We start from the raw sequence: 16,943 nt of genomic DNA, 5'->3' as shown, positions 1-16,943 counted from the left end.
CGGCCGCACCAGGGGCTTTTTCATTTGACGCGTTTGGCTCAAACCGAGGCGAGTTGCCGCTTGAGCTGTTCGCGGGTGGTTTGCAGGATGCGTTCGGCCAGTTGCGGATCCTTTGCACTGCGAGCGAGGGTGATCGCGCCCACCAGGCTCGACATGATCATCACGCACGTGTCGCTGTTCTGTTGGCCCGCTGGCATGCCGGCTTGTAGCGTCGCGAGCATTTTGTGAATCAGCTCGTCGGTGATCTCGCTGGGTTGGCCGCGCTGGCCCAGCTCCGAGGACATGGTCGGCAGCGGGCAGCCGTTTTCAGGCGTTGAGCGATGCTCCGGGGACAGGTACTTGTCGATAAAGGCTTCGGTCGTCGGAGCCGCAGGCGCGGTGGCCGAGTCATCGCCGGTCAGTTGATCTACTGCGCAGCGCAGGGCCTTTTCGACCAGATCGTCCTTGGATTTGAAATGGGCATAGAACCCGCCGTGGGTAAGGCCCAATGCCTTCATCAGCGGCTGCAAACCGGTTGCGCCGATGCCGTCGCGACGAAAGCGTGCGGCCGCCTCGTGGAGGATGCGCTGATGGGTTTGGGCTTTGTGATCTTCGGCGTAACGCATTGAACGAGCCTCCCGACTGGCTCTTGAAATGGTGGTCGACATTTTCACATGTATGACATGCCGATGCAGTATCCATTTTTCGAGCCAGGTTGCCATTGGTCAGAAGGTCACACGCCTGAAGGCCTACTTGGGCCCCATCATTTTGGCCAGCGCTTCAGGCCGCGGTGCGCCCTGTTGCTGTTGCAGCTGCCCGTTTTCGTCCTTGTAGAAAATCGACGGGGTCGCCGACAGCCCCATGTCTTCCATGAGCTTCAGGTTGGCATCGAGTTTGGCCTGGATGTCTTTGGGGATCGACGACATCGCCTTGAGCGTGCTCTCTTTGCCAGCCTGCTCATGCTTCTGCAGGGCGACTTCGGGGTTTGTATCGGCCAGCAGCGTGGCGGCCTTGGCGGCGCTGTCTTCGCGAATCACGCCGACCATGATGTGGCGCAGTTGCACCTTGCCGGACTTCACCCAAGGCCTTGCTTGCTCCCAGAAGAGGTTGCAGTAGGGGCAGTTGGCGTCGCTGAACAGGTAAATCACTTTGGGTGCAGTCTTGGCGCCGTCGGCGATCCAGGTACTGGCTTGCATCTGGCTCCACATGGCTTGGGTCATGGGCTCGTAGACCAGCTTCTGCAGCGGCGCTTCGCTGATGTCTTTGCCTTTTTCATCGAACAGGTTGCCTGCCAGCACATGCTTGCCGTCGGGCGTCAAGTATAGCGCCATGCCTTGATTTTGATATTGCGCGGCATAGCCCTTCAGACCGCCTGGGGCATCGAACGAGCCCTTGATTGTGGCGCCTTTGGCTTCCAGTGCCTTGATCGCAGCGGGCAATTCGTCGGCCAGCAGCATCGAGCTTTGTACGGCCAGCAGGCTCGCGACCGCGAAGGCGGAAAAGCGCATGAAACTCATTGAGTACTCCTTGAAGGTAGAGAGGGCGCTGGTGGGCGGAGGTTGTCCAGGGCGTGCTTGAGGCTGGCGCCGGACAGTTCACCCAGATGACTGCCCGCCAGTCGTCCGTACGCTGTGTAGAACAGCGTGGTGGGCAAGGCGGCCGAGCCAACCTGTTGAGCCAGAGCACCGGCACTGTCGAACAGAACGTTGTCCAGATGCAGACCCTGAGTCGTCAGAAAAGTCGCAACATCCCGTGGGCTTTCGGCCTGATTGACGAACAGGAATGTCACATCGTCATTGGCCTGCTGGGCCGCCTGCAGGACGGGCATCTCGCGACGGCAGGGTGGGCACCAGGTGGCCCAGAGGTTGATCACCAGCGGCTTGCCTTGATAGTCGCGCAGTTGGGTAGGCTCGCCGTTGGCGTTGCGCAAGGTCAGGTCGGGAAGCCGCGCATTTTCATGCTGGGCGTTCAGGGCCAGGCTGCCCAGCCCCCAGAAGAGCAGGCCGCTGACCACGCCAAGGCCTAGGGGTGTTCGCTGTACCGGGCGTCTCCAGCCCTGCACAAGGGCGCTGATCACCACGGCGATGACGCCGGGCCAGGGCACAAAGCCGCCGTCGCGGATGTCGAGGATGCTGAGCAACTGATGCTGATATTGCGCCCAGTAGACGCCGACGAATGCCAGTCGTGCGATCAATAACCCCAGCATGAACAGGCCGAACAGGTTGCGCTCCGGATTGACGCGTCGGTGGCGCCCGCCGAGCCAGCCAACCAGAATGGCCAGCGTCAACGCAACCAGCAGCAACAGATGGTTGAGCGCCAGCGCGAAAGGGCCGACGGACACACTCAGCATCAGCCGTGCTCCCGGGTCACTTGCCATTGCTCGACGAAGGCCTTGTCATCCACTTCACCAGTGATGCGCCGTTCGCGGCGTTCGTTTCCCTCAGGCCCCAGCCACAGCAGTGTCGGTGGCCCGGGCACTTGATAGCGTTTGAGCAGAGCGCGGCTGGCGTCATTGTCGGCGGTTACATCAAGGCGCAGCAAGCGAACGCCGTTCAACGCCTTGATGACCTCCGATTTGCCAAAGACGTTTTTCTCCATGATTTTGCAGGACACACACCAGTCGGCGTAGTAATCCACCAGCACCCATTGGCCGTCGGCTTTTGCGGTGGCCAGTTCCCGGTCCAGCGTCTGCGGATCATTGATGGTGGTAAAGGCGTCGTGGCGTGCGCTGCCCGCTTCGGAGCGTGACCCGCTGTAAACCGTCAACGGTTGCCACGGATCGTCGGCGCCGCCAGCAGCGCCGATCAGCATCATCGCGCCCCAGAGGCCGAGAATCACGCCTGCGGGCGTCGCAATAAGTGCGGCGCGTTTGAGGGGGCGGGTCTGGACGACGGCACTGAAACCGAGGACCACCAGCAGTGCGCCGAACAGCGCCAGCCACAGCGTCTCTGCCAGCAACGGCCGGATCATGACCAGCGCGGTGCCCAGTAAAAGGAAGCCGAACACGCCTTTGACCCAATCCATCCATGCGCCCGGTTTGGGCAGAAAGCGATTGCCAACCGTCACCACCAGCAGCAGCGGCAGGCCGATGCCTAACCCCATGACGAACAGCACCAGCCCGCCGTGCACGGCATTGCCGCTTTGCGCGATATAGAGCAGTGCACCGGCAGAGGCGCCGTCATGCAAGGCCCGACCATCAGCCCCGACAATACGCCGAGAATGCCGGCGCCTAGCAGGCTCCCGCCCTGACGGCCACGGCTGCTGTTCTCAAGCCGGTCGCGGATGAAGCCCGGTAGTTGCAACTCGAAGAAACCAAACATTGGCAGTGACAGGATAACAAACAGCGCGGCGAAACTGCCGAGCAGCCAAGGTTGTTGAAGGGTCGATTGCACGTTGCCGCCCAGCAGCGCGGCGACGACACCCAGCGCTGCATAAATCAGCGCCATGCTCAGCACGTAGACGCCCGCCAGGGCGAAGCCTCGAGTCGGGCGCGCGCCACTGCCAACGACCACACCGGCGAGAATCGGCAGCATTGGCAGCGAGCAGGGCGTGAACGCCAGCAGCAGGCCCAAGCCGAAGAAGATCAGCAGGCTCCAGCCCAGCGAACGCTCCTGAAGGGTGCTGGCCAGCGCTTGATCCTGCGCCTGACCATCAATGATGCTCGCGCTGCCGCCGCCCAGGTCTACTGTCTGGCTTTGCGGCGGATAGCACAGGCCAGCATCGGCACAACCTTGCCAGCCGACCTTGACCTGACCTTTGGCGGACGCCGGGACGACCAGTTCGAGGCCTTGGCGATAAACCTGTTGTTGGCCGAAATATTCGTCGTTGTGGTCTTCGCCTGCGGGAAGCGAGGGTTGTTGATCGGCGCTCAGGCCGTCGAACTTGAGGCGCTTCTGATACAGGTAATAGCCATCGGCGATTTGCCAATACAAGCGGGTTTCGCCAGTTTCCAGACGCTCCGAGCTGAACATGAACGCCTGCCCGGCCGGCAGAAAATCAGGTTTCTTGAACAGGTCTGCACCTTGCAGCGCATGCGCCAGCAGCGGAAACAACAGAAGCAACAAAACCCACAACCTACGCATGCCCAACCCCAGTCAATCATCAATGGCGCGAGGGTGGCGGGTGGTGATTAAGGGCTGATTAACGGGGCGTCGGCGACCTCTGAGCGTGCCGGCCGGTGGTGAGTGCGTGCATAATCCGTCCTTAATCTCCCGCTGATTCAATCGCCTTTTTTTCGAGGCCGCGCCATGCACGTACTGCTTTGTGAAGACGACGAACTGATTGCCAGCGGCATTGTTGCCGGCCTGGATGCTCAAGGTCTGACCGTGGACCGCGTCGCGAAGGCGTCGGCGGCGCGGGCAATGCTGTCGGCGGCCCATTTCGACGTCATGGTGCTGGACCTAGGTCTACCGGATGAGGACGGCCTCAAGCTGCTGCGCCAGTTGCGTCAGCAGGGTAACGATATTCCGGTGCTGATCCTCACAGCCCGCGACACTGTCACCGATCGGGTCGATGGCTTGCAGGCTGGCGCCGATGATTACCTGCTCAAACCCTTCGATCTGCGCGAGCTCAGCGCGCGCCTGCACACGCTGGTGCGGCGCATGGCCGGGCGCAGCGTCAATGTCATCGAGCATGGCCTGCTCACGTACGACCCCAGCAGCCGGGAAGCCCGCCTGGCCGGTCAGCCGGTGGACTTGTCGCGACGCGAACAGGCCCTGCTGCAGGCGCTGCTCAATAACAGCGGCCGGGTGCTGTCCAGCGAGCAACTCAAGGACTGCGTCTATGGCTTCGGCGACGAAGTCGAAAGCAACGCGCTCAACGTTCACATCCATCACCTGCGACGCAAACTCGGTGGCAGCATCATCGAAACGGTGCGCGGCCTGGGTTATCGACTGGGCCCTGCCGGTGATGTCGAGGAGCAACACGGATGATGAGCCTCAGAACCCGCCTGGCCCTGATCCTGGGCTCGGCGTTCATCGTGATCTGGGTGCTGGCTGCAGCGTGGATGCTGCGCGACCTGCGAACGCAGATGATGCAATCCCTCGACCAGCGCCTCGAAGCGTCGGCGCGCATGGTCGCCGGGCTGCTGGAACAGATGCAGATGCCCAACAGCGAGGGTGACGGAAAGTCGCTGCGTGCGGGCGACCTGGGAATTCCCAATGGCATGGCCTGTCAGCTCAGCTCCCTGCGCGGGCAGGTCTTGGCGCGCACCGAAAGCTCGCCCGCCGAACCGTTGAAGGCTGATTCGAGCGGTTTCGTCGATCAGATGATCAACGGCGAGCACTGGCGCGTGTACACCATGATGCACGGCAACGTGCGGGTGAGCACTGCGGACCGGCAGATCGAGCGGGACGTGCTTGGCCATTCAGTGCTGCTGGCCGCTTCCGTGCCCGTGCTGGTGGCGCTTTTCGGCAGCCTGATTCTGGTCTGGTTCGGCATTGGTCGCGGCCTGGCGCCACTCAATCGAATGCGTGACGCGTTGAACCGGCACAGCGCCGATTCGGTGGAACCGCTGGACGTGCCCAATCTGCCCAGCGAGCTGCAACCTTTGCTGAAAAGCCAGAACCAACTGTTCCAGCGCATTGCCCAGACACTCGAACGCGAACGCAGGCTGACTGGCGATGCCGCCCATGAACTGCGCAGCCCGCTGACCGCCATCAAGACCCACCTGCAGGTGGCGCGCATGACCGAAGGCGACAAGCGCGACAGGGCGCTGGCCCACGCTGAAGAGGGCGCCGACCGCATGCATCGCACCCTCGAACAGTTGCTGTTGCTGGCGCGGGTCGAGGGGAGCCTGTCGTTTGATGATGGCGTGCAGTGCGATGCCGAGAAGGTCGCGCGGCTGGCCATTCACGACGCCAATCATGGCGATGAAGAGCGCATCGAGCTGTTTCTGCCTTCGCAACTGTCCACAGCGCCCGTCGAAATGCCTGCGGCCTTGGCCGTGGCTGCCTTGCGCAATCTGCTGGACAACGCGCTGCGCCATACCCATGTGGGCGCTCGGGTCGAACTGAGCCTGGAAACCTTCGACGGTCAGGCGCATTTCCGCGTGCGTGACTACGGCCCGGGGATTCCCGAGCCTGATCTGGATAAACTCACCCAGCGCTTCTGGCGCAACGGCAAGAGCCCTGGCGCCGGATTGGGGCTGGCGATCGTTCAGGCCATCGTGCAGCGCTGCGCCTGTTCGCTGAAGTTCGACAGTCGTAGTGACGGGCTGAGGGTCGAGTTGAGCATGCCGATACGTCGGACGATGGGGGCCGGAGCTGCGTAATCTTGTCGCACTCTCCCGTCGGAAAGGTCTGAAACGATGACCATCCCTCCGACAACCCTTTGATTCTGCTCGCCAATCCCGGACAATCGCGCCCCTTTCCCTGTAGAGAACCGGTCAGGGGCGTTGACTGCCGAGCTTTTCGACGCGCTTTTGACCTTGTAGCTATCACCGGCAACGGAGAATCGACCGGATGAATGATCAGGCCAACAGCGTCGAACAACGCATCGACGCCGCGCCCGCGAGCGTGACCACGAGCATGACCAAATGGCAGCGCCAGGACACCACCTGGATGCTCGGACTGTTTGGCACCGCCATCGGCGCAGGCACCCTGTTCCTGCCGATCAACGCCGGCATCGGTGGCTTCTGGCCGTTGCTGATCCTGGCGTTGCTGGCGTTCCCCATGACGTTTTATGCACACCGTGGCCTGACCCGTTTCGTGTTGTCCGGTCGTGAAGGCGCCGACATCACCGACGTCGTCGAGCAGCATTTCGGCAAGACGGCCGGCGCGCTGATCACGCTGCTGTATTTCTTCGCCGTGTTCCCGATCCTGCTGATCTACAGCGTGGCCCTGACCAACACGGTCAGCAGCTTTCTGGAACATCAACTGCACGTTCAACCACCGCCACGGGCGATCCTGGCGTTCGTGCTGATCATCGGTCTGCTGGCAGTGGTGCGGTGCGGCGAGCAACTCATCGTCAAGGCCATGAGCCTGATGGTTTACCCGTTCATCGTCGCGTTGCTGTTTCTGGCGGTGTTTCTGATTCCGCACTGGACCGGCGGCATCCTCACCACCGCCAGCAGCGTGCCTGCGCCCTCGGCGCTCCTGCACACCCTGTGGCTGGCCATTCCGGTGATGGTGTTCTCCTTCAACCATTCGCCGATCATCTCGGCATTCGCCGTGGACCAGAAGCGCCAGTACGGCGAACAGGCCGATCAGCGCAGCTCGCAGATCCTGGGGCGCGCCCACCTGCTGATGGTGGTCATGGTGCTGTTCTTCGTGTTCAGCTGTGTACTGACCCTGTCGCCGGAACAACTGGCCGAAGCCAAATCGCAAAACCTGTCGATCCTGTCGTATCTGGCCAACCACTTCAGCAACCCGACCATCGCCTTCGCAGCACCGTTGATTGCCTTCGTGGCGATCACCAAATCGTTTCTGGGCCACTACATTGGCGCGAGCGAGGGCCTCAAAGGCCTGGTCATCAAGAGCGGCCGTCGCCCATCCCCTCGCATGCTGGATCGCCTGACGGCTGGCTTCATGCTGGTGGTCTGCTGGCTGGTGGCGACCCTGAACCCGAGCATTCTGACCATGATCGAAACCATGGGCGGCCCGGTCATCGCCGCGTTGCTGTTTCTGATGCCGATGTACGCCGTGCGAAAAGTCCCGGCGATGCGTCAGTACGCAGGCAAGCTGTCCAACGTGTTTGTCGTAGCGATCGGCCTGGTGTCGATTTCGGCGTTGGTCTACTCATTGATGCAGTAACCCGCTGGCGGTGGTCACGGGCGCCGTTCGTGCCCTTGCGCCACCGTCCGTAGCCTCCCTGCTACAGGCTGCGGCGTCGCGCCCTGACGCAAAGGTGACCCACGGGTCGCGAATCGACGAGTGGTTCACGAGGCTGGTCTATAGTGAACCGGCGTTCATTCGCGACGCGCATCTTTGGACAGGGAGGCTCAAACATGGCTGACAAATCCGTTGTATCGACGAGCGCTGCAATTGTGGACTCGTCCATGTCACTCAAACCCACTGACTTTCCCCGTATCGGGAGGGCCAGAGCGGAGTCAGACAATTTCGAGCTGAGTGAATTGAAACCCTGGTTCACCCTGGTGGACGACGAGGAAGAAGAGGAGGAATAGACACCTTGATACCGCCGAGAAAGGCCAGGGGTATCACGGCTGGAGCCCCTGGTCATCGACATTATGACCTGTCCTCAGGCGATGGTATCGACCACGCCACCATCCACCCGCAGCGCCGCGCCAGTCGTTGCAGAAGCCTGCTTCGACGACACGTAGACCACCATGTTCGCCACTTCGTCGATGCTTGCAGCCCGTTGAATGATCGAACTCGGGCGGTGTTCCATGACAAACGCCGCAGCACTTTCTTCCAGTGATTTGCCGGTTTTCGCTACCTCATCCTTGAGCATATCGGCCACGCCCTCAGACAGCGTCGGGCCGGGCAGCACGGCATTGACGGTCACGCCCGTGCCCGCCAGACGCTTGGCCAGGCCGCGGGAGATCGACAGGTTGGAAGTCTTGGTGAAGCCGTAATGAATCATGTCCGCAGGTATGTTCAGCGCCGATTCGGAGGAGATGAACACGATGCGCCCCCAGCCGCGCTTGGCCATGTCGTCGGCGTAGGCGCGGGACAGGCGGATCCCGGACATAACGTTGACGTCGAAGAAGCGCTGCCAGACTTCATCCGGCGTATCGAAGAAGTCCTGCGGGCCATAGATGCCGACGTTGTTGATCAGAATGTCCACCTGCGGCACCGCCTTGACCAAGGCTTCGCACCCTTCGGCCGTGCCGACATCGGTGGCGACGCCGCGCAATGTTGCGCCAGGCACCTCACCTGCGATGCGTTTGACGGTCGCATCCACGGCCTCCTGCTTGCGGCCATTGATGATCACCTCGGCGCCGGTTTCGGCCAGGCCCTTGGCGATGGCGTAGCCGATGCCCAGCGTCGAGCCTGTTACCAGAGCGGTCTTGCCGGTCAAATCGATTTTCATGTCGGATGTCTCCGTTAAGTTTGTAAGAAAAATGGAGTGCAGAAAACAGCGTGGGTTCAGGCTAGTGCAGATTTGCTGTTCGTGAAGCAAGGGATGGGTCGATGCAGTTGAAGGGTTTCGGGCCATGCCGCTATCCGCTCTAGTGGTTGGCCAGCAGTTCGCGACGGTGCCCTGCCTGTGTGCGAATTCATTCGCGATGCGGTTTTATGTCTGACGGATCTTTGCTGGATGTACTGACGTCTCGCGAATGAATTCGCTCCCACAGGAATCTTGTGCTATTTCGCTGTATGAAAATGCCCTTCTGGGCGCTGAGCGACGTTTGACAGCCTCGGCTATCATCCCCATGATCCTGCTCGTTCATGCTCACTTACGCTTGATGTCGAGACCTCTTATGTCAGCCAACCCCGAAGCTTTCCCCGGCGAGCGTCAGCGCCTGATTACTGAACGCCTGGCCGTGCACGGGCGGGTGATTGCGGCGGATCTGGCCGCTGAGTTCAATGTGTCCGAGCATTCGATTCGTCGTGATCTGGGGGCGTTGGCTGCTGCCGGGTTATGCAAGCGCGTGTACGGCGGCGCGATTTCGCTCGCGTCTGACGGGCCGATCACGGCGCGCATCGAGCACGAACCGGATCGCAAGCGCACGCTGGGTATTGCGGGGGCGGGGTTGATGAGTGCGGGGCAGCATGTGTTCATCGATGGCGGTTCGACCAACCTGGCCATTGCCCGCGCCATCGACCCGCAGTTGGCGCTGACCGTGACCACCAACGCGCCGTTGATTGCTGTGGAGTTGATGAAGCTGCCGTTGGTAGAAGTGATTTTGCTGGGTGGACGGCTCAGTCCGGTGGCGGGCAGCACCTATGGCTTCACAACGATTCAGCAACTGACCCATTTCAATTTTGACCTGTGCTTTCTCGGCGCCTGCGCGCTGGATGCGGTGAAGGGCGTGACCGCTTTTGACATGGACGTGGCCGAGTTCAAGCGCGCGGTGGTGGCTCGTAGCGGGCAGGTGGCGGTGGCAGTGATCAATCAGAAGCTGTCGAGCATCGCTCATTATCAGGTGGCACCGTGCGAGGAAGTCGGCGCGCTGGTGGTCGAGCATGACGCGCCGGAAGATCGGCTGGAGCTGTTTCGTGGCAAGGTGGCGCAGATCGTCAAGGCGCCTGCTCGTCACGGATAACCGGGCACCCCTCGCTTACGCGCTTTGCCACCGCGCGGTGCGGTTGCGGCCTTCGTGCTTGGCCGCGTAAAGCGCAGCGTCGGCGCGTTCGACGAACTCCTCCATGGTCGGGCATTCCTGCGCGGCGCAGCCATACACACCCAGGCTGATGGTGACGAACCCGCTCGGATTGCCCTGATGTTCAAGGGCGCGGGCGAGCACGGTAAGGCGAATCTTTTCCGCCAGTTGATAGGCGCCGTGGGCCTCGCTGTAGGGCAGGAACACGGCCATTTCCTCGCCGCCATAACGCACCGCCAGATCGCCTGTGCGGTTGAGGTTGCCGCGAATGCATTCGGCCACGGCGACGATGCATTTGTCGCCCGCCACGTGCCCGTAGTTATCGTTGTAGCTCTTGAAGAAATCGATATCGATCATGATCAGGCTCAACGGGTGCAGGTTCGGTTGGCCGCTGGAAAATTCCAGCCCGAGGATTTCCTGGAAGTGACGACGGTTCGCCAGCCCCGTCAGGCCGTCCTGCAGCGCTAGCTTTTCCAGGGAATGGCTGGCGATGCGTAGCTGAGACTCGGCATTCAGGCCAAAACGAATCTGCTGGAACAGCAACACGCCGAACAGCAGATTGGCCACCACCACGCAGACGATGATCGCCAGCGAGCGCCACGCGTATTGCCCCCACTCATCGAGCACTTCCCGCTCCGACAAGCCTGCCAGCGCCACCAGCGGGTAACGGTCCAGCCGTTTGTAACCGTAGATGCGCATCTCGTGATCGAGGATCGAGCGTACGGTCGCGGTGCCTTCGTAATGCTCTTTCAGATAAACGCGAAACAGTTCGCCGTCGGCAATCGATGCGCCCCGGACATTGTCCAGCGCCGGGCGGCGGGCCAAGACCGTGCCGTCCGCCATCGCCAGGGTGATGACCCCGCGCTGGCCGATGTCGAAGCGATCGAAAAAGCGTTCGAAATAGGCCAGTTCGATGGTCGCCAGCACCACGCCTGCGAAATTGCCCGCCGAATCGTTCACCCGCCGTGAAAGTGGGATGATCCAGTCGCCAGTGCTGCGGCTGCGAATGGCCTGGCCGATGTGGGGCAGGGTGCTGTCGATGGCCTTGTGGAACTGGAAATATTCCCGGTCGGCGTTGTTCGGGTTGGCGGGCGAGTGATTGAGCGAGGTAGCGGCCCAGTTGCCGTCCTTGTCGTAGATGAACAGCCCTTGAATCTGCTCGACGCTGGCGGCGGTGGCGCGCAGGTATTCGTGCATGCGCGAACTTGTGGCGGCGCCGAAGCCGTCGTAGGACAGCCGCTCAACGATACCGGCCACGGGTATGTCAGCTTGATCGAAAGAGTCATCAGCTTGTTGCGCCATCGAGCGTGAGAGGTTGGCGACGTTGGTCTCGGCGATTTCCAGCTCGTGGGTGCGCGTCTGGCGCAATTGCCACAGCGTGATGCTAGTAATGGAAAAGCACACCAGCACGGTGAAGAAACCCGTCAGCCACAGTACAGGCATGCGCTTCAGGCGCCGGTGCCTGGCGTCGAAGTCCGTCCCTTCTACTTGTCTCAATCCCAACCCTCGCTGACGTCTACGATTCCACATTCACCGTGAGACGGACGCTCCGTGGTCCGTGACACAGGCTATCGCAACAGCGACCGTATGACACAGAGCGTAGGACAAGTCGGGGATTTTGAAGGGAAAAATTAGTGAGAGACCGTTCAACCTGCGCCGTTGAGGTGAATTTTCAGAAGGCACAACCCTTCTATTCGGAAAAGGCTGACAGAAAATCCTCAACAAACTCGGTCCACCAATGACGACGTAACGTGTTTTCAGGTGCTCGCCGCGCGGGAAGTGCATCGAAGCGGCCCGGAGCAGATCGCTGAACGGACCAAGGCGCTGGCGGGCGCGACCCTGGCGATGGAAATGATTTGCCTGTACTCAGCTCGGCATAAGCCGGGCTGACATCTGCCGTGCGGCCACGGATACACCCATGTCGCAGCCGAGGCGGGCGTTCGCAGGTCATGACCGGTATGATCATTGGCATCTACCCGACCTCGGTGCGACATGAATTCTCCGGATCCTGGCAAAGTCCCTTCCCCTGATCGCGATCGCCTGTCCGCGTCCCTTTTGGGCGGCGGTTGCGAACCTGACCCACGCTTCACCCTGGCCAACGAGCGGACTTTTCTGGCGTGGATACGCACGGCGCTGGCGTTTCTCGCGGGTGGCATTGCAGTGGAAGCCTTCACGGGTGATGTCTTCAGCCCCGGCCTGCGCCGCGCGGTGGCCCTGTCGTTGCTGGTGCTGGCGATGCTGGTCAGCGCCAGCGCCTGTGTGCGCTGGCTGAAGGTTGAACGGGCGATGCGTCTGCGCAAACCGTTGCCGTTGCCAGTGCTGGTGCCGATCCTCTCCCTGGGCGGCGCACTCGTGGCGGCGGGGTTGATCGTGTTTCTGGTTTACGGCGCCCGATGAGTCGGCGCGGGGCGGTTTCGCTGGGGCACGACGATCCGGGGCTGCAGCCCGAGCGTACGCTGCTGGCCTGGCGCCGGACCTTGATGACGCTGCTGGTGGTGTGCACGATCTTTCTGCGCTGGATTCCGCATTTCGGGCTGATTGCCCTGTTGCCGGTCATTGTTTCGCTGATCGCGGGGATTCTCATCCAGATCGGCCTCAACGCCCGCTATCGCAAGAGCGCGAAGGGAATGAAGCAGGAACGCATTCCTGCGCCCTTGCGTGAAGTGGTGGTGCTGGGCGGCACGGTGATCGTGCTGAGTGGGGTGGGAATTTATGCGGTGGTGTTTGGTTGATCGTAGCTTGGAACGACGTCGATCAAACATTGATGAACACGTTGTGGAAGCGAATTCATTCGCGGGGCTCGGGTACATTCGATACATCTCTATCGTTTGTCCCGACGTCTCGCGGGCCTTGCGTCAGGTGCGCCGGGCGAGGTCGAGGATGGTCTGTTGTTCCAGCGCTTCTTTCCTGCGCTTTTGCACCGTCAGCATCGCCGCGTTGATCCCGCCCCACCCCGACGTCGCCCACTCTGGCGCGCATCCGTTGAATACCGCGCAGCTGCCGCGGATGTCGCGGCAATCGAAAATCAGCTTGCGCCCGTCGATGGCCGTGACGATGTCCAGCAGTTATGCGTGTTCGCTGATCAATCCCACTGCGGCGCAAGGCTTGCCGGGCTGGTCAGGCGGTGACCACGGTCCAGCTTGGCGATCTCGGCCATGTCTTCATTGCTCAACTTGAGGTCTTTGGCCTTGAGGTTGCCTTCCAGGTTGGCACGTTTGGTCGACGACGGAATCACCGCGTAACCCAATTGCATCGCCCAGGCCAGTGTCACTTGGGCAGGCGTTGCGTTGTGGCGTTTGGCGATCTGCTCGATGACCGGATCTTTCAGCACTTCGCCGTACGCCAGGGTCATGTAGGAGGTAATTTTGATCCCGTTCTGCCGGGCGAAACTCGCCACTATGCGGTTCTGCAGATAAGGGTGCAGCTCGACCTGGTTGGTCGCGATGTGCTCGGCGCCCACGGCGGCGATGGCTTCTTTCATCAGCTCGACGGTGAAGTTGGACACGCCGATCTCGCGGGTCAGGCCCTGCTGCTTCGCTTCCAGCAATGCACCCATGAATTCGGCGACTGGAACTTTACGGCCCGGCGATGGCCAGTGGATCAGCGTCAGGTCGACGTAATTGGTCTGCAGTTTTGCCAGGCTTTCTTTCAGGCTCGGGATCAGCTTGTCGGCGGCGTAATGGTCGGTCCAGATCTTGGTGGTGATGAACAGCTCATCGCGCGGCACACCGCTCTGGGCGATGGCCTGGCCGACCTCGGCCTCGTTACCGTAGATCTGCGCGGTGTCGATGACGCGATAGCCGAGTTCCAGACCGTTACGAATCGAGTCGATGACGACCTGATCTTTCAAGCGGAAGGTGCCCAGGCCGAATGCAGGAACAGTCATTGAGGTACTCCAGTGCGAAGGTAAGAAAGTGAAGCCCAGTATCCCGGTTCGATCCCGGTGGAAAAACCGAGGGATGAGCAAGGGACTTTTGACTTCAAGTCATGAATGCGCTGGAGGGTAGAGCGGTTTCGGGGAGGGTTCGTTCAGCGGGATGTCTGGGGATGTTGACGCCGTCTCGCGAATGAATTCGCTCCCACAGGGTCAGACCGCGTCCAATCTGTGGGAGCGAATTCATTCGCGAAAAATCGACATGGCGACGCTGATCTAGCGGTTCATATCCAGGATCATGCAGGTCGTGGTCCCGGTGGCAAACAGCCGTCCCTCGGCATCGTAGATCTTGCCCTCGGCCAGCGCGGTCGAGCGCCCCAGATGCACCACCGTGCCTTCGGCGCGAATCGGTCCGCTCTTGTCAGTCAGGGCGCGGATGTAGCTGATGCGCAAATCCAGCGTCGTGTAGCCCTGGCCTTTTTTCAGCTGCGTGTGAATTGAGCAGCCCATGCACGAATCCAGCAAGGTCGCCGCATACCCGCCATGCACGATGCCCAGTGGGTTGTAGTGTTGCGGGCCGGGCGTGCCTTGAAAGACGAAGCGACCGGGCGTCCACTCGATCGGCACGAAATCCATCAGCTCGCCAATCGGCGGGTGAGGGTAGAGGCCGTTGCCGATGCCGTCGAAAAACTCCTGAGGTGTGAGCTGCGCGACTTCCATGAGGTTCATGCTGCCGGCCTTGCCCAGACGGGCACGCATGTCTTGTTCCTGAGCCTGCCACTGAGCCAGGGTTTCTTCGCGAGAGGTGCTTTGCATGGGCGTACGCTCCGAGGGAAACGTCCGGCGAATTGCCGGATGAAAAAACATTACGGCCATAATCCCGTGCGTTCATGATGATCGCAATATCATAAATGTCCACCCAGTGCCCAAAGCGTTCAGTCAGGCGTGGCCGTCCTTTTTCACGAAGTGTTTGTGCATGTCGGCGGTCAGGGCTTCGACACGCTCGGTCAGCGCCTTGGTCATTTCGGTCAGTCGGGTGTTCTGCTCCAGCAGTTCGAGCATCTGCGCGGTATGTTGCGCGGCGCGGGCCATGCGTTCCTCGTTGGCCACCGCCAGCGCTTCGCGGTGCTGCGCATCGGCATCGGAGCTGGCTTTGTCGCGCGCGGCCTGGCGGGTCTGAGCCAGCAGGATCAGGGGCGCAGCGTAAGCTGACTGCAGGCTGAAGGCCAGGTTGAGCAGGATGAACGGGTAGACGTCAAAGGTAACAAGGCCACTGAGGTTGGCGCCGACCCACAACAGCACGATCAGCGTCTGGGCGCCGAGAAACGTCGGCGTCCCGAAGAACCGCGCAAACGCCTCGGCCTTGAGCGCGAAGGCGTCATTGCCGAAGGTCGGCGCCAGGTGAGCGTGGCCTTTGTGGAACCGCAGGTGATCGGTCTTGGCGGGCTCGGCCTGAGCGGTTGCGGCGGGGGCGGCGGAGTCGGGCGTTACAGCGGGCATGGGAGTGTCCTTCAGGCAAAAAACATCTGCCCACTATAGGCCCGTGCCCGGTGCCTTTGTACTGAACCTGCGCTGAACCGCTCGTGCCCCCTTCAATCCATGGGATCGGGATACAGGGGCTTGGAACGGTGCATGATATTGGCGTAGTCGTACACATATTGGCGGCCCGCGTGGCTGGTCATGCGCAGGCAGTCGATCAGTTGCCGCTCTTTCTTGTTCAGGTATCTCAACCCTTGTTGGTCACTGGACTTGAGGCGATCACGTTCATGGGCGTCAGGGAAAGTGATGACGTTCGTCATGAAATATCTCCTTGGTTAAATCCTTGTGCCCGGCTCCATATTCCGGGTTCACCTTTGTCGTGCGACTGCGCACCTTACCCACAAAAAGTCGGGCCCTTCAACCCTGCAAATGATCAACGGATCACAGTACGTGCGTGACCTCAAAGGATTGCCGGCTGCCATTGACGCTGATTTGGACTTCATCGCCGTCGAACTTGCCGAGCAGATTCTGGCCCAGCGGGGCGCGAGGGGTGATCACGGTGATCAGGGTGTCATTCAGGTGCACCTTCAGGCCCGCCGCATCCGGCCCCAGAAACAGCCATTGTTCGACGCCGCTGGGTGATTGCAGCGCAATCAGATCGCCCGACTGGATGCCGCGCCCCTCGTCGAACGGCTTGAGCGCAAGGTGCTGATACAGGTTCAGTGACAGCCGGATCTCTTCAACCCGTCGGGCCTGGCCAGCTGCAAGGTAGGAAGCTTCCAGGCCCAGGGTGTCGTATTTGTTCTCGGCGATGTTTTCTTCGTGGGTCGCGGTTTCGTACGCGGTTTGCGCGGCACGAATGGCGATGTCCAGATCGACGTCGAGTCTCTCGATGATCCGTTGCAGGACCTGTTGCTTGTTCATGTGAGCGAATGTCTCGTCAAAGTCATCAGCCGCAGAACTGATAAATCGCCGCGCGGCTTTTCTCGCTGGGGGCGGTCTGGTTCTGCTGCATCCAGAACTGACATTTGGGGCCGTTGAAGCTGCGCGCGCGTTCGGCCTGTTCGGCCTCTTGCGCCTGACGGGCTTCGCTGTCGCGCAGGATCTGCCGGTACTGATCGAACATCGGGTTGTCGCCCTCCGGTTGTACCTTGGCGGCCGGAGGCGTGGTCAGCTGCGTGGCCGCGTTGTTCAGGGCTTGGGTCTGCTCCGGTGGCAGTGCCTTGTAGATCAACCAGGCCGTGAGCACGACAGCCAGAAAGCCCAGCCAGATGCCGGCGGCGATCGACAGCGCCAGCTTTAATGGGCGCAACGTGACAGACAATTCGCGATGGTTGACGTACATGGCAGACTTCCTTCCTTGCGTTGGACGTGCGCGGATTGTCG

Annotated in this window: 18 protein-coding genes and 2 pseudogenes; 7 read left to right on the top strand and 13 right to left on the bottom strand. The window is 61.1% G+C overall.

All coding sequences use genetic code 11. The features are described from left to right. Nucleotides 1-38: 38 nt before the first annotated feature. From AC07V9_RS00250 to dsbD, 4 genes and pseudogenes are all read right to left on the bottom strand, one after another. Nucleotides 39-605: a TetR/AcrR family transcriptional regulator gene (locus tag AC07V9_RS00250; protein WP_495013700.1), complete on the bottom strand. Its 567-nt coding sequence runs from the start codon at nucleotides 603-605 to the stop codon at nucleotides 39-41. 123 nt (nucleotides 606-728) lie between these two features. Then, complete coding sequence (gene dsbG / locus AC07V9_RS00245; protein ID WP_495013699.1) at nucleotides 729-1,496, bottom strand: thiol:disulfide interchange protein DsbG; 768 nt, start codon at nucleotides 1,494-1,496, stop codon at nucleotides 729-731. Continuing rightward, a complete protein-coding gene (locus AC07V9_RS00240; protein ID WP_495013698.1) occupies nucleotides 1,493-2,329 on the bottom strand; it encodes a TlpA family protein disulfide reductase in 837 nt (278 codons plus the stop codon). Before AC07V9_RS00240 ends, dsbG begins: the two co-directional genes overlap by 4 nt. Then, nucleotides 2,329-4,061, bottom strand: a pseudogene (gene dsbD, locus AC07V9_RS00235) (protein-disulfide reductase DsbD). Before dsbD ends, AC07V9_RS00240 begins: the two are co-directional and overlap by 1 nt. Nucleotides 4,062-4,226: 165 nt before the next feature. Here dsbD and AC07V9_RS00230 point away from each other — a divergent pair. The 4 genes from AC07V9_RS00230 (at nucleotide 4,227) to AC07V9_RS00215 (ending at nucleotide 8,101) form a co-directional block, all read left to right on the top strand. After that, the gene (locus AC07V9_RS00230; protein WP_495013697.1) at nucleotides 4,227-4,910 is read left to right on the top strand and encodes a response regulator; all 684 of its coding nucleotides are present in this window, start codon (nucleotides 4,227-4,229) and stop codon (nucleotides 4,908-4,910) included. Continuing rightward, on the top strand, nucleotides 4,907-6,250 hold the full coding sequence (locus AC07V9_RS00225; protein WP_495013696.1) for an ATP-binding protein: 1,344 nt from the start codon (nucleotides 4,907-4,909) through the stop codon (nucleotides 6,248-6,250). The genes AC07V9_RS00230 and AC07V9_RS00225 overlap by 4 nt, the downstream gene beginning before the upstream one ends. Before the next feature lie 190 nt (nucleotides 6,251-6,440). Continuing rightward, entirely contained in the window at nucleotides 6,441-7,730 is a 1,290-nt protein-coding gene (locus AC07V9_RS00220; RefSeq protein ID WP_495013695.1) for a serine/threonine transporter, read from the top strand. 194 nt (nucleotides 7,731-7,924) lie between these two features. Then, the gene (locus tag AC07V9_RS00215) at nucleotides 7,925-8,101 is read left to right on the top strand and encodes a hypothetical protein (protein WP_495013694.1); all 177 of its coding nucleotides are present in this window, start codon (nucleotides 7,925-7,927) and stop codon (nucleotides 8,099-8,101) included. A 74-nt stretch (nucleotides 8,102-8,175) separates the two neighbouring features. Here AC07V9_RS00215 and AC07V9_RS00210 read toward each other — a convergent pair whose 3' ends face one another. Next, complete coding sequence (locus tag AC07V9_RS00210; RefSeq protein ID WP_495013693.1) at nucleotides 8,176-8,970, bottom strand: SDR family NAD(P)-dependent oxidoreductase; 795 nt, start codon at nucleotides 8,968-8,970, stop codon at nucleotides 8,176-8,178. A 391-nt stretch (nucleotides 8,971-9,361) separates the two neighbouring features. Between AC07V9_RS00210 and AC07V9_RS00205 the strand changes: the two genes are divergently transcribed. After that, nucleotides 9,362-10,147, top strand: coding sequence for a DeoR/GlpR family DNA-binding transcription regulator (locus AC07V9_RS00205; protein WP_495013692.1), 786 nt, complete (start codon nucleotides 9,362-9,364; stop codon nucleotides 10,145-10,147). Between the two features lie 15 nt (nucleotides 10,148-10,162). Here the strand turns inward: AC07V9_RS00205 and AC07V9_RS00200 are convergent, their stop codons facing one another. Continuing rightward, nucleotides 10,163-11,647 (bottom strand): sensor domain-containing diguanylate cyclase, encoded by a 1,485-nt coding sequence (locus tag AC07V9_RS00200; RefSeq protein ID WP_495013691.1) that lies wholly within the window; start codon nucleotides 11,645-11,647, stop codon nucleotides 10,163-10,165. A gap of 549 nt (nucleotides 11,648-12,196) precedes the next feature. Between AC07V9_RS00200 and AC07V9_RS00195 the strand changes: the two genes are divergently transcribed. Together AC07V9_RS00195 and AC07V9_RS00190 are read left to right on the top strand one after the other, a co-directional pair. Continuing rightward, entirely contained in the window at nucleotides 12,197-12,601 is a 405-nt protein-coding gene (locus AC07V9_RS00195; RefSeq protein WP_495013690.1) for a YidH family protein, read from the top strand. Further along, entirely contained in the window at nucleotides 12,598-12,936 is a 339-nt protein-coding gene (locus AC07V9_RS00190) for a DUF202 domain-containing protein (protein WP_495013689.1), read from the top strand. Before AC07V9_RS00195 ends, AC07V9_RS00190 begins: the two co-directional genes overlap by 4 nt. A gap of 129 nt (nucleotides 12,937-13,065) precedes the next feature. Here the strand turns inward: AC07V9_RS00190 and AC07V9_RS00185 are convergent. From AC07V9_RS00185 to AC07V9_RS00155, 7 genes and pseudogenes are all read right to left on the bottom strand, one after another. Continuing rightward, a pseudogene (locus tag AC07V9_RS00185) lies at nucleotides 13,066-13,269 on the bottom strand (RrF2 family transcriptional regulator); the annotation flags it as partial. A gap of 17 nt (nucleotides 13,270-13,286) precedes the next feature. After that, a complete protein-coding gene (gene dkgB, locus AC07V9_RS00180; RefSeq protein ID WP_495013688.1) occupies nucleotides 13,287-14,090 on the bottom strand; it encodes a 2,5-didehydrogluconate reductase DkgB in 804 nt (267 codons plus the stop codon). Nucleotides 14,091-14,354: 264 nt separating this feature from the next. Further along, nucleotides 14,355-14,894, bottom strand: coding sequence for a PaaI family thioesterase (locus tag AC07V9_RS00175; RefSeq protein WP_495013687.1), 540 nt, complete (start codon nucleotides 14,892-14,894; stop codon nucleotides 14,355-14,357). Between the two features lie 123 nt (nucleotides 14,895-15,017). Next, nucleotides 15,018-15,578 (bottom strand): DUF1003 domain-containing protein, encoded by a 561-nt coding sequence (locus tag AC07V9_RS00170; protein ID WP_495013686.1) that lies wholly within the window; start codon nucleotides 15,576-15,578, stop codon nucleotides 15,018-15,020. Nucleotides 15,579-15,670: 92 nt separating this feature from the next. After that, on the bottom strand, nucleotides 15,671-15,877 hold the full coding sequence (locus AC07V9_RS00165) for a hypothetical protein (protein WP_495013685.1): 207 nt from the start codon (nucleotides 15,875-15,877) through the stop codon (nucleotides 15,671-15,673). 121 nt (nucleotides 15,878-15,998) lie between these two features. Next, nucleotides 15,999-16,481: a GreA/GreB family elongation factor gene (locus tag AC07V9_RS00160; protein WP_495013684.1), complete on the bottom strand. Its 483-nt coding sequence runs from the start codon at nucleotides 16,479-16,481 to the stop codon at nucleotides 15,999-16,001. 25 nt (nucleotides 16,482-16,506) lie between these two features. Beyond that, nucleotides 16,507-16,902: a hypothetical protein gene (locus AC07V9_RS00155; protein ID WP_495013683.1), complete on the bottom strand. Its 396-nt coding sequence runs from the start codon at nucleotides 16,900-16,902 to the stop codon at nucleotides 16,507-16,509. Nucleotides 16,903-16,943 lie beyond the last annotated feature (41 nt).

The sequence above is a fragment of the Pseudomonas sp. GW821-FHT02A11 genome (assembly GCF_059421985.1).
The sequence above is the reverse complement of the archived record's forward strand: the minus strand, read 5'-3'. Positions and strand labels throughout refer to the sequence as shown.

Coding starts and splice junctions, on each gene's coding strand:
- AC07V9_RS00155 (WP_495013683.1), bottom strand. CDS start 16,902: ATGTACGTCAACCATCGCGAATTGTCTGTCACGTTGCGCCCATTAAAG.
- AC07V9_RS00220 (WP_495013695.1), top strand. CDS start 6,441: ATGAATGATCAGGCCAACAGCGTCGAACAACGCATCGACGCCGCGCCC.
- AC07V9_RS00225 (WP_495013696.1), top strand. CDS start 4,907: ATGATGAGCCTCAGAACCCGCCTGGCCCTGATCCTGGGCTCGGCGTTC.
- AC07V9_RS00250 (WP_495013700.1), bottom strand. CDS start 605: ATGCGTTACGCCGAAGATCACAAAGCCCAAACCCATCAGCGCATCCTC.
- AC07V9_RS00215 (WP_495013694.1), top strand. CDS start 7,925: ATGGCTGACAAATCCGTTGTATCGACGAGCGCTGCAATTGTGGACTCG.
- AC07V9_RS00195 (WP_495013690.1), top strand. CDS start 12,197: ATGAATTCTCCGGATCCTGGCAAAGTCCCTTCCCCTGATCGCGATCGC.
- AC07V9_RS00210 (WP_495013693.1), bottom strand. CDS start 8,970: ATGAAAATCGATTTGACCGGCAAGACCGCTCTGGTAACAGGCTCGACG.
- AC07V9_RS00190 (WP_495013689.1), top strand. CDS start 12,598: ATGAGTCGGCGCGGGGCGGTTTCGCTGGGGCACGACGATCCGGGGCTG.
- AC07V9_RS00160 (WP_495013684.1), bottom strand. CDS start 16,481: ATGAACAAGCAACAGGTCCTGCAACGGATCATCGAGAGACTCGACGTC.
- dsbG (WP_495013699.1), bottom strand. CDS start 1,496: ATGAGTTTCATGCGCTTTTCCGCCTTCGCGGTCGCGAGCCTGCTGGCC.
- AC07V9_RS00175 (WP_495013687.1), bottom strand. CDS start 14,894: ATGCAAAGCACCTCTCGCGAAGAAACCCTGGCTCAGTGGCAGGCTCAG.
- AC07V9_RS00240 (WP_495013698.1), bottom strand. CDS start 2,329: ATGCTGAGTGTGTCCGTCGGCCCTTTCGCGCTGGCGCTCAACCATCTG.
- AC07V9_RS00165 (WP_495013685.1), bottom strand. CDS start 15,877: ATGACGAACGTCATCACTTTCCCTGACGCCCATGAACGTGATCGCCTC.
- AC07V9_RS00200 (WP_495013691.1), bottom strand. CDS start 11,647: ATGCCTGTACTGTGGCTGACGGGTTTCTTCACCGTGCTGGTGTGCTTT.
- AC07V9_RS00170 (WP_495013686.1), bottom strand. CDS start 15,578: ATGCCCGCTGTAACGCCCGACTCCGCCGCCCCCGCCGCAACCGCTCAG.
- AC07V9_RS00230 (WP_495013697.1), top strand. CDS start 4,227: ATGCACGTACTGCTTTGTGAAGACGACGAACTGATTGCCAGCGGCATT.
- AC07V9_RS00205 (WP_495013692.1), top strand. CDS start 9,362: ATGTCAGCCAACCCCGAAGCTTTCCCCGGCGAGCGTCAGCGCCTGATT.
- dkgB (WP_495013688.1), bottom strand. CDS start 14,090: ATGACTGTTCCTGCATTCGGCCTGGGCACCTTCCGCTTGAAAGATCAG.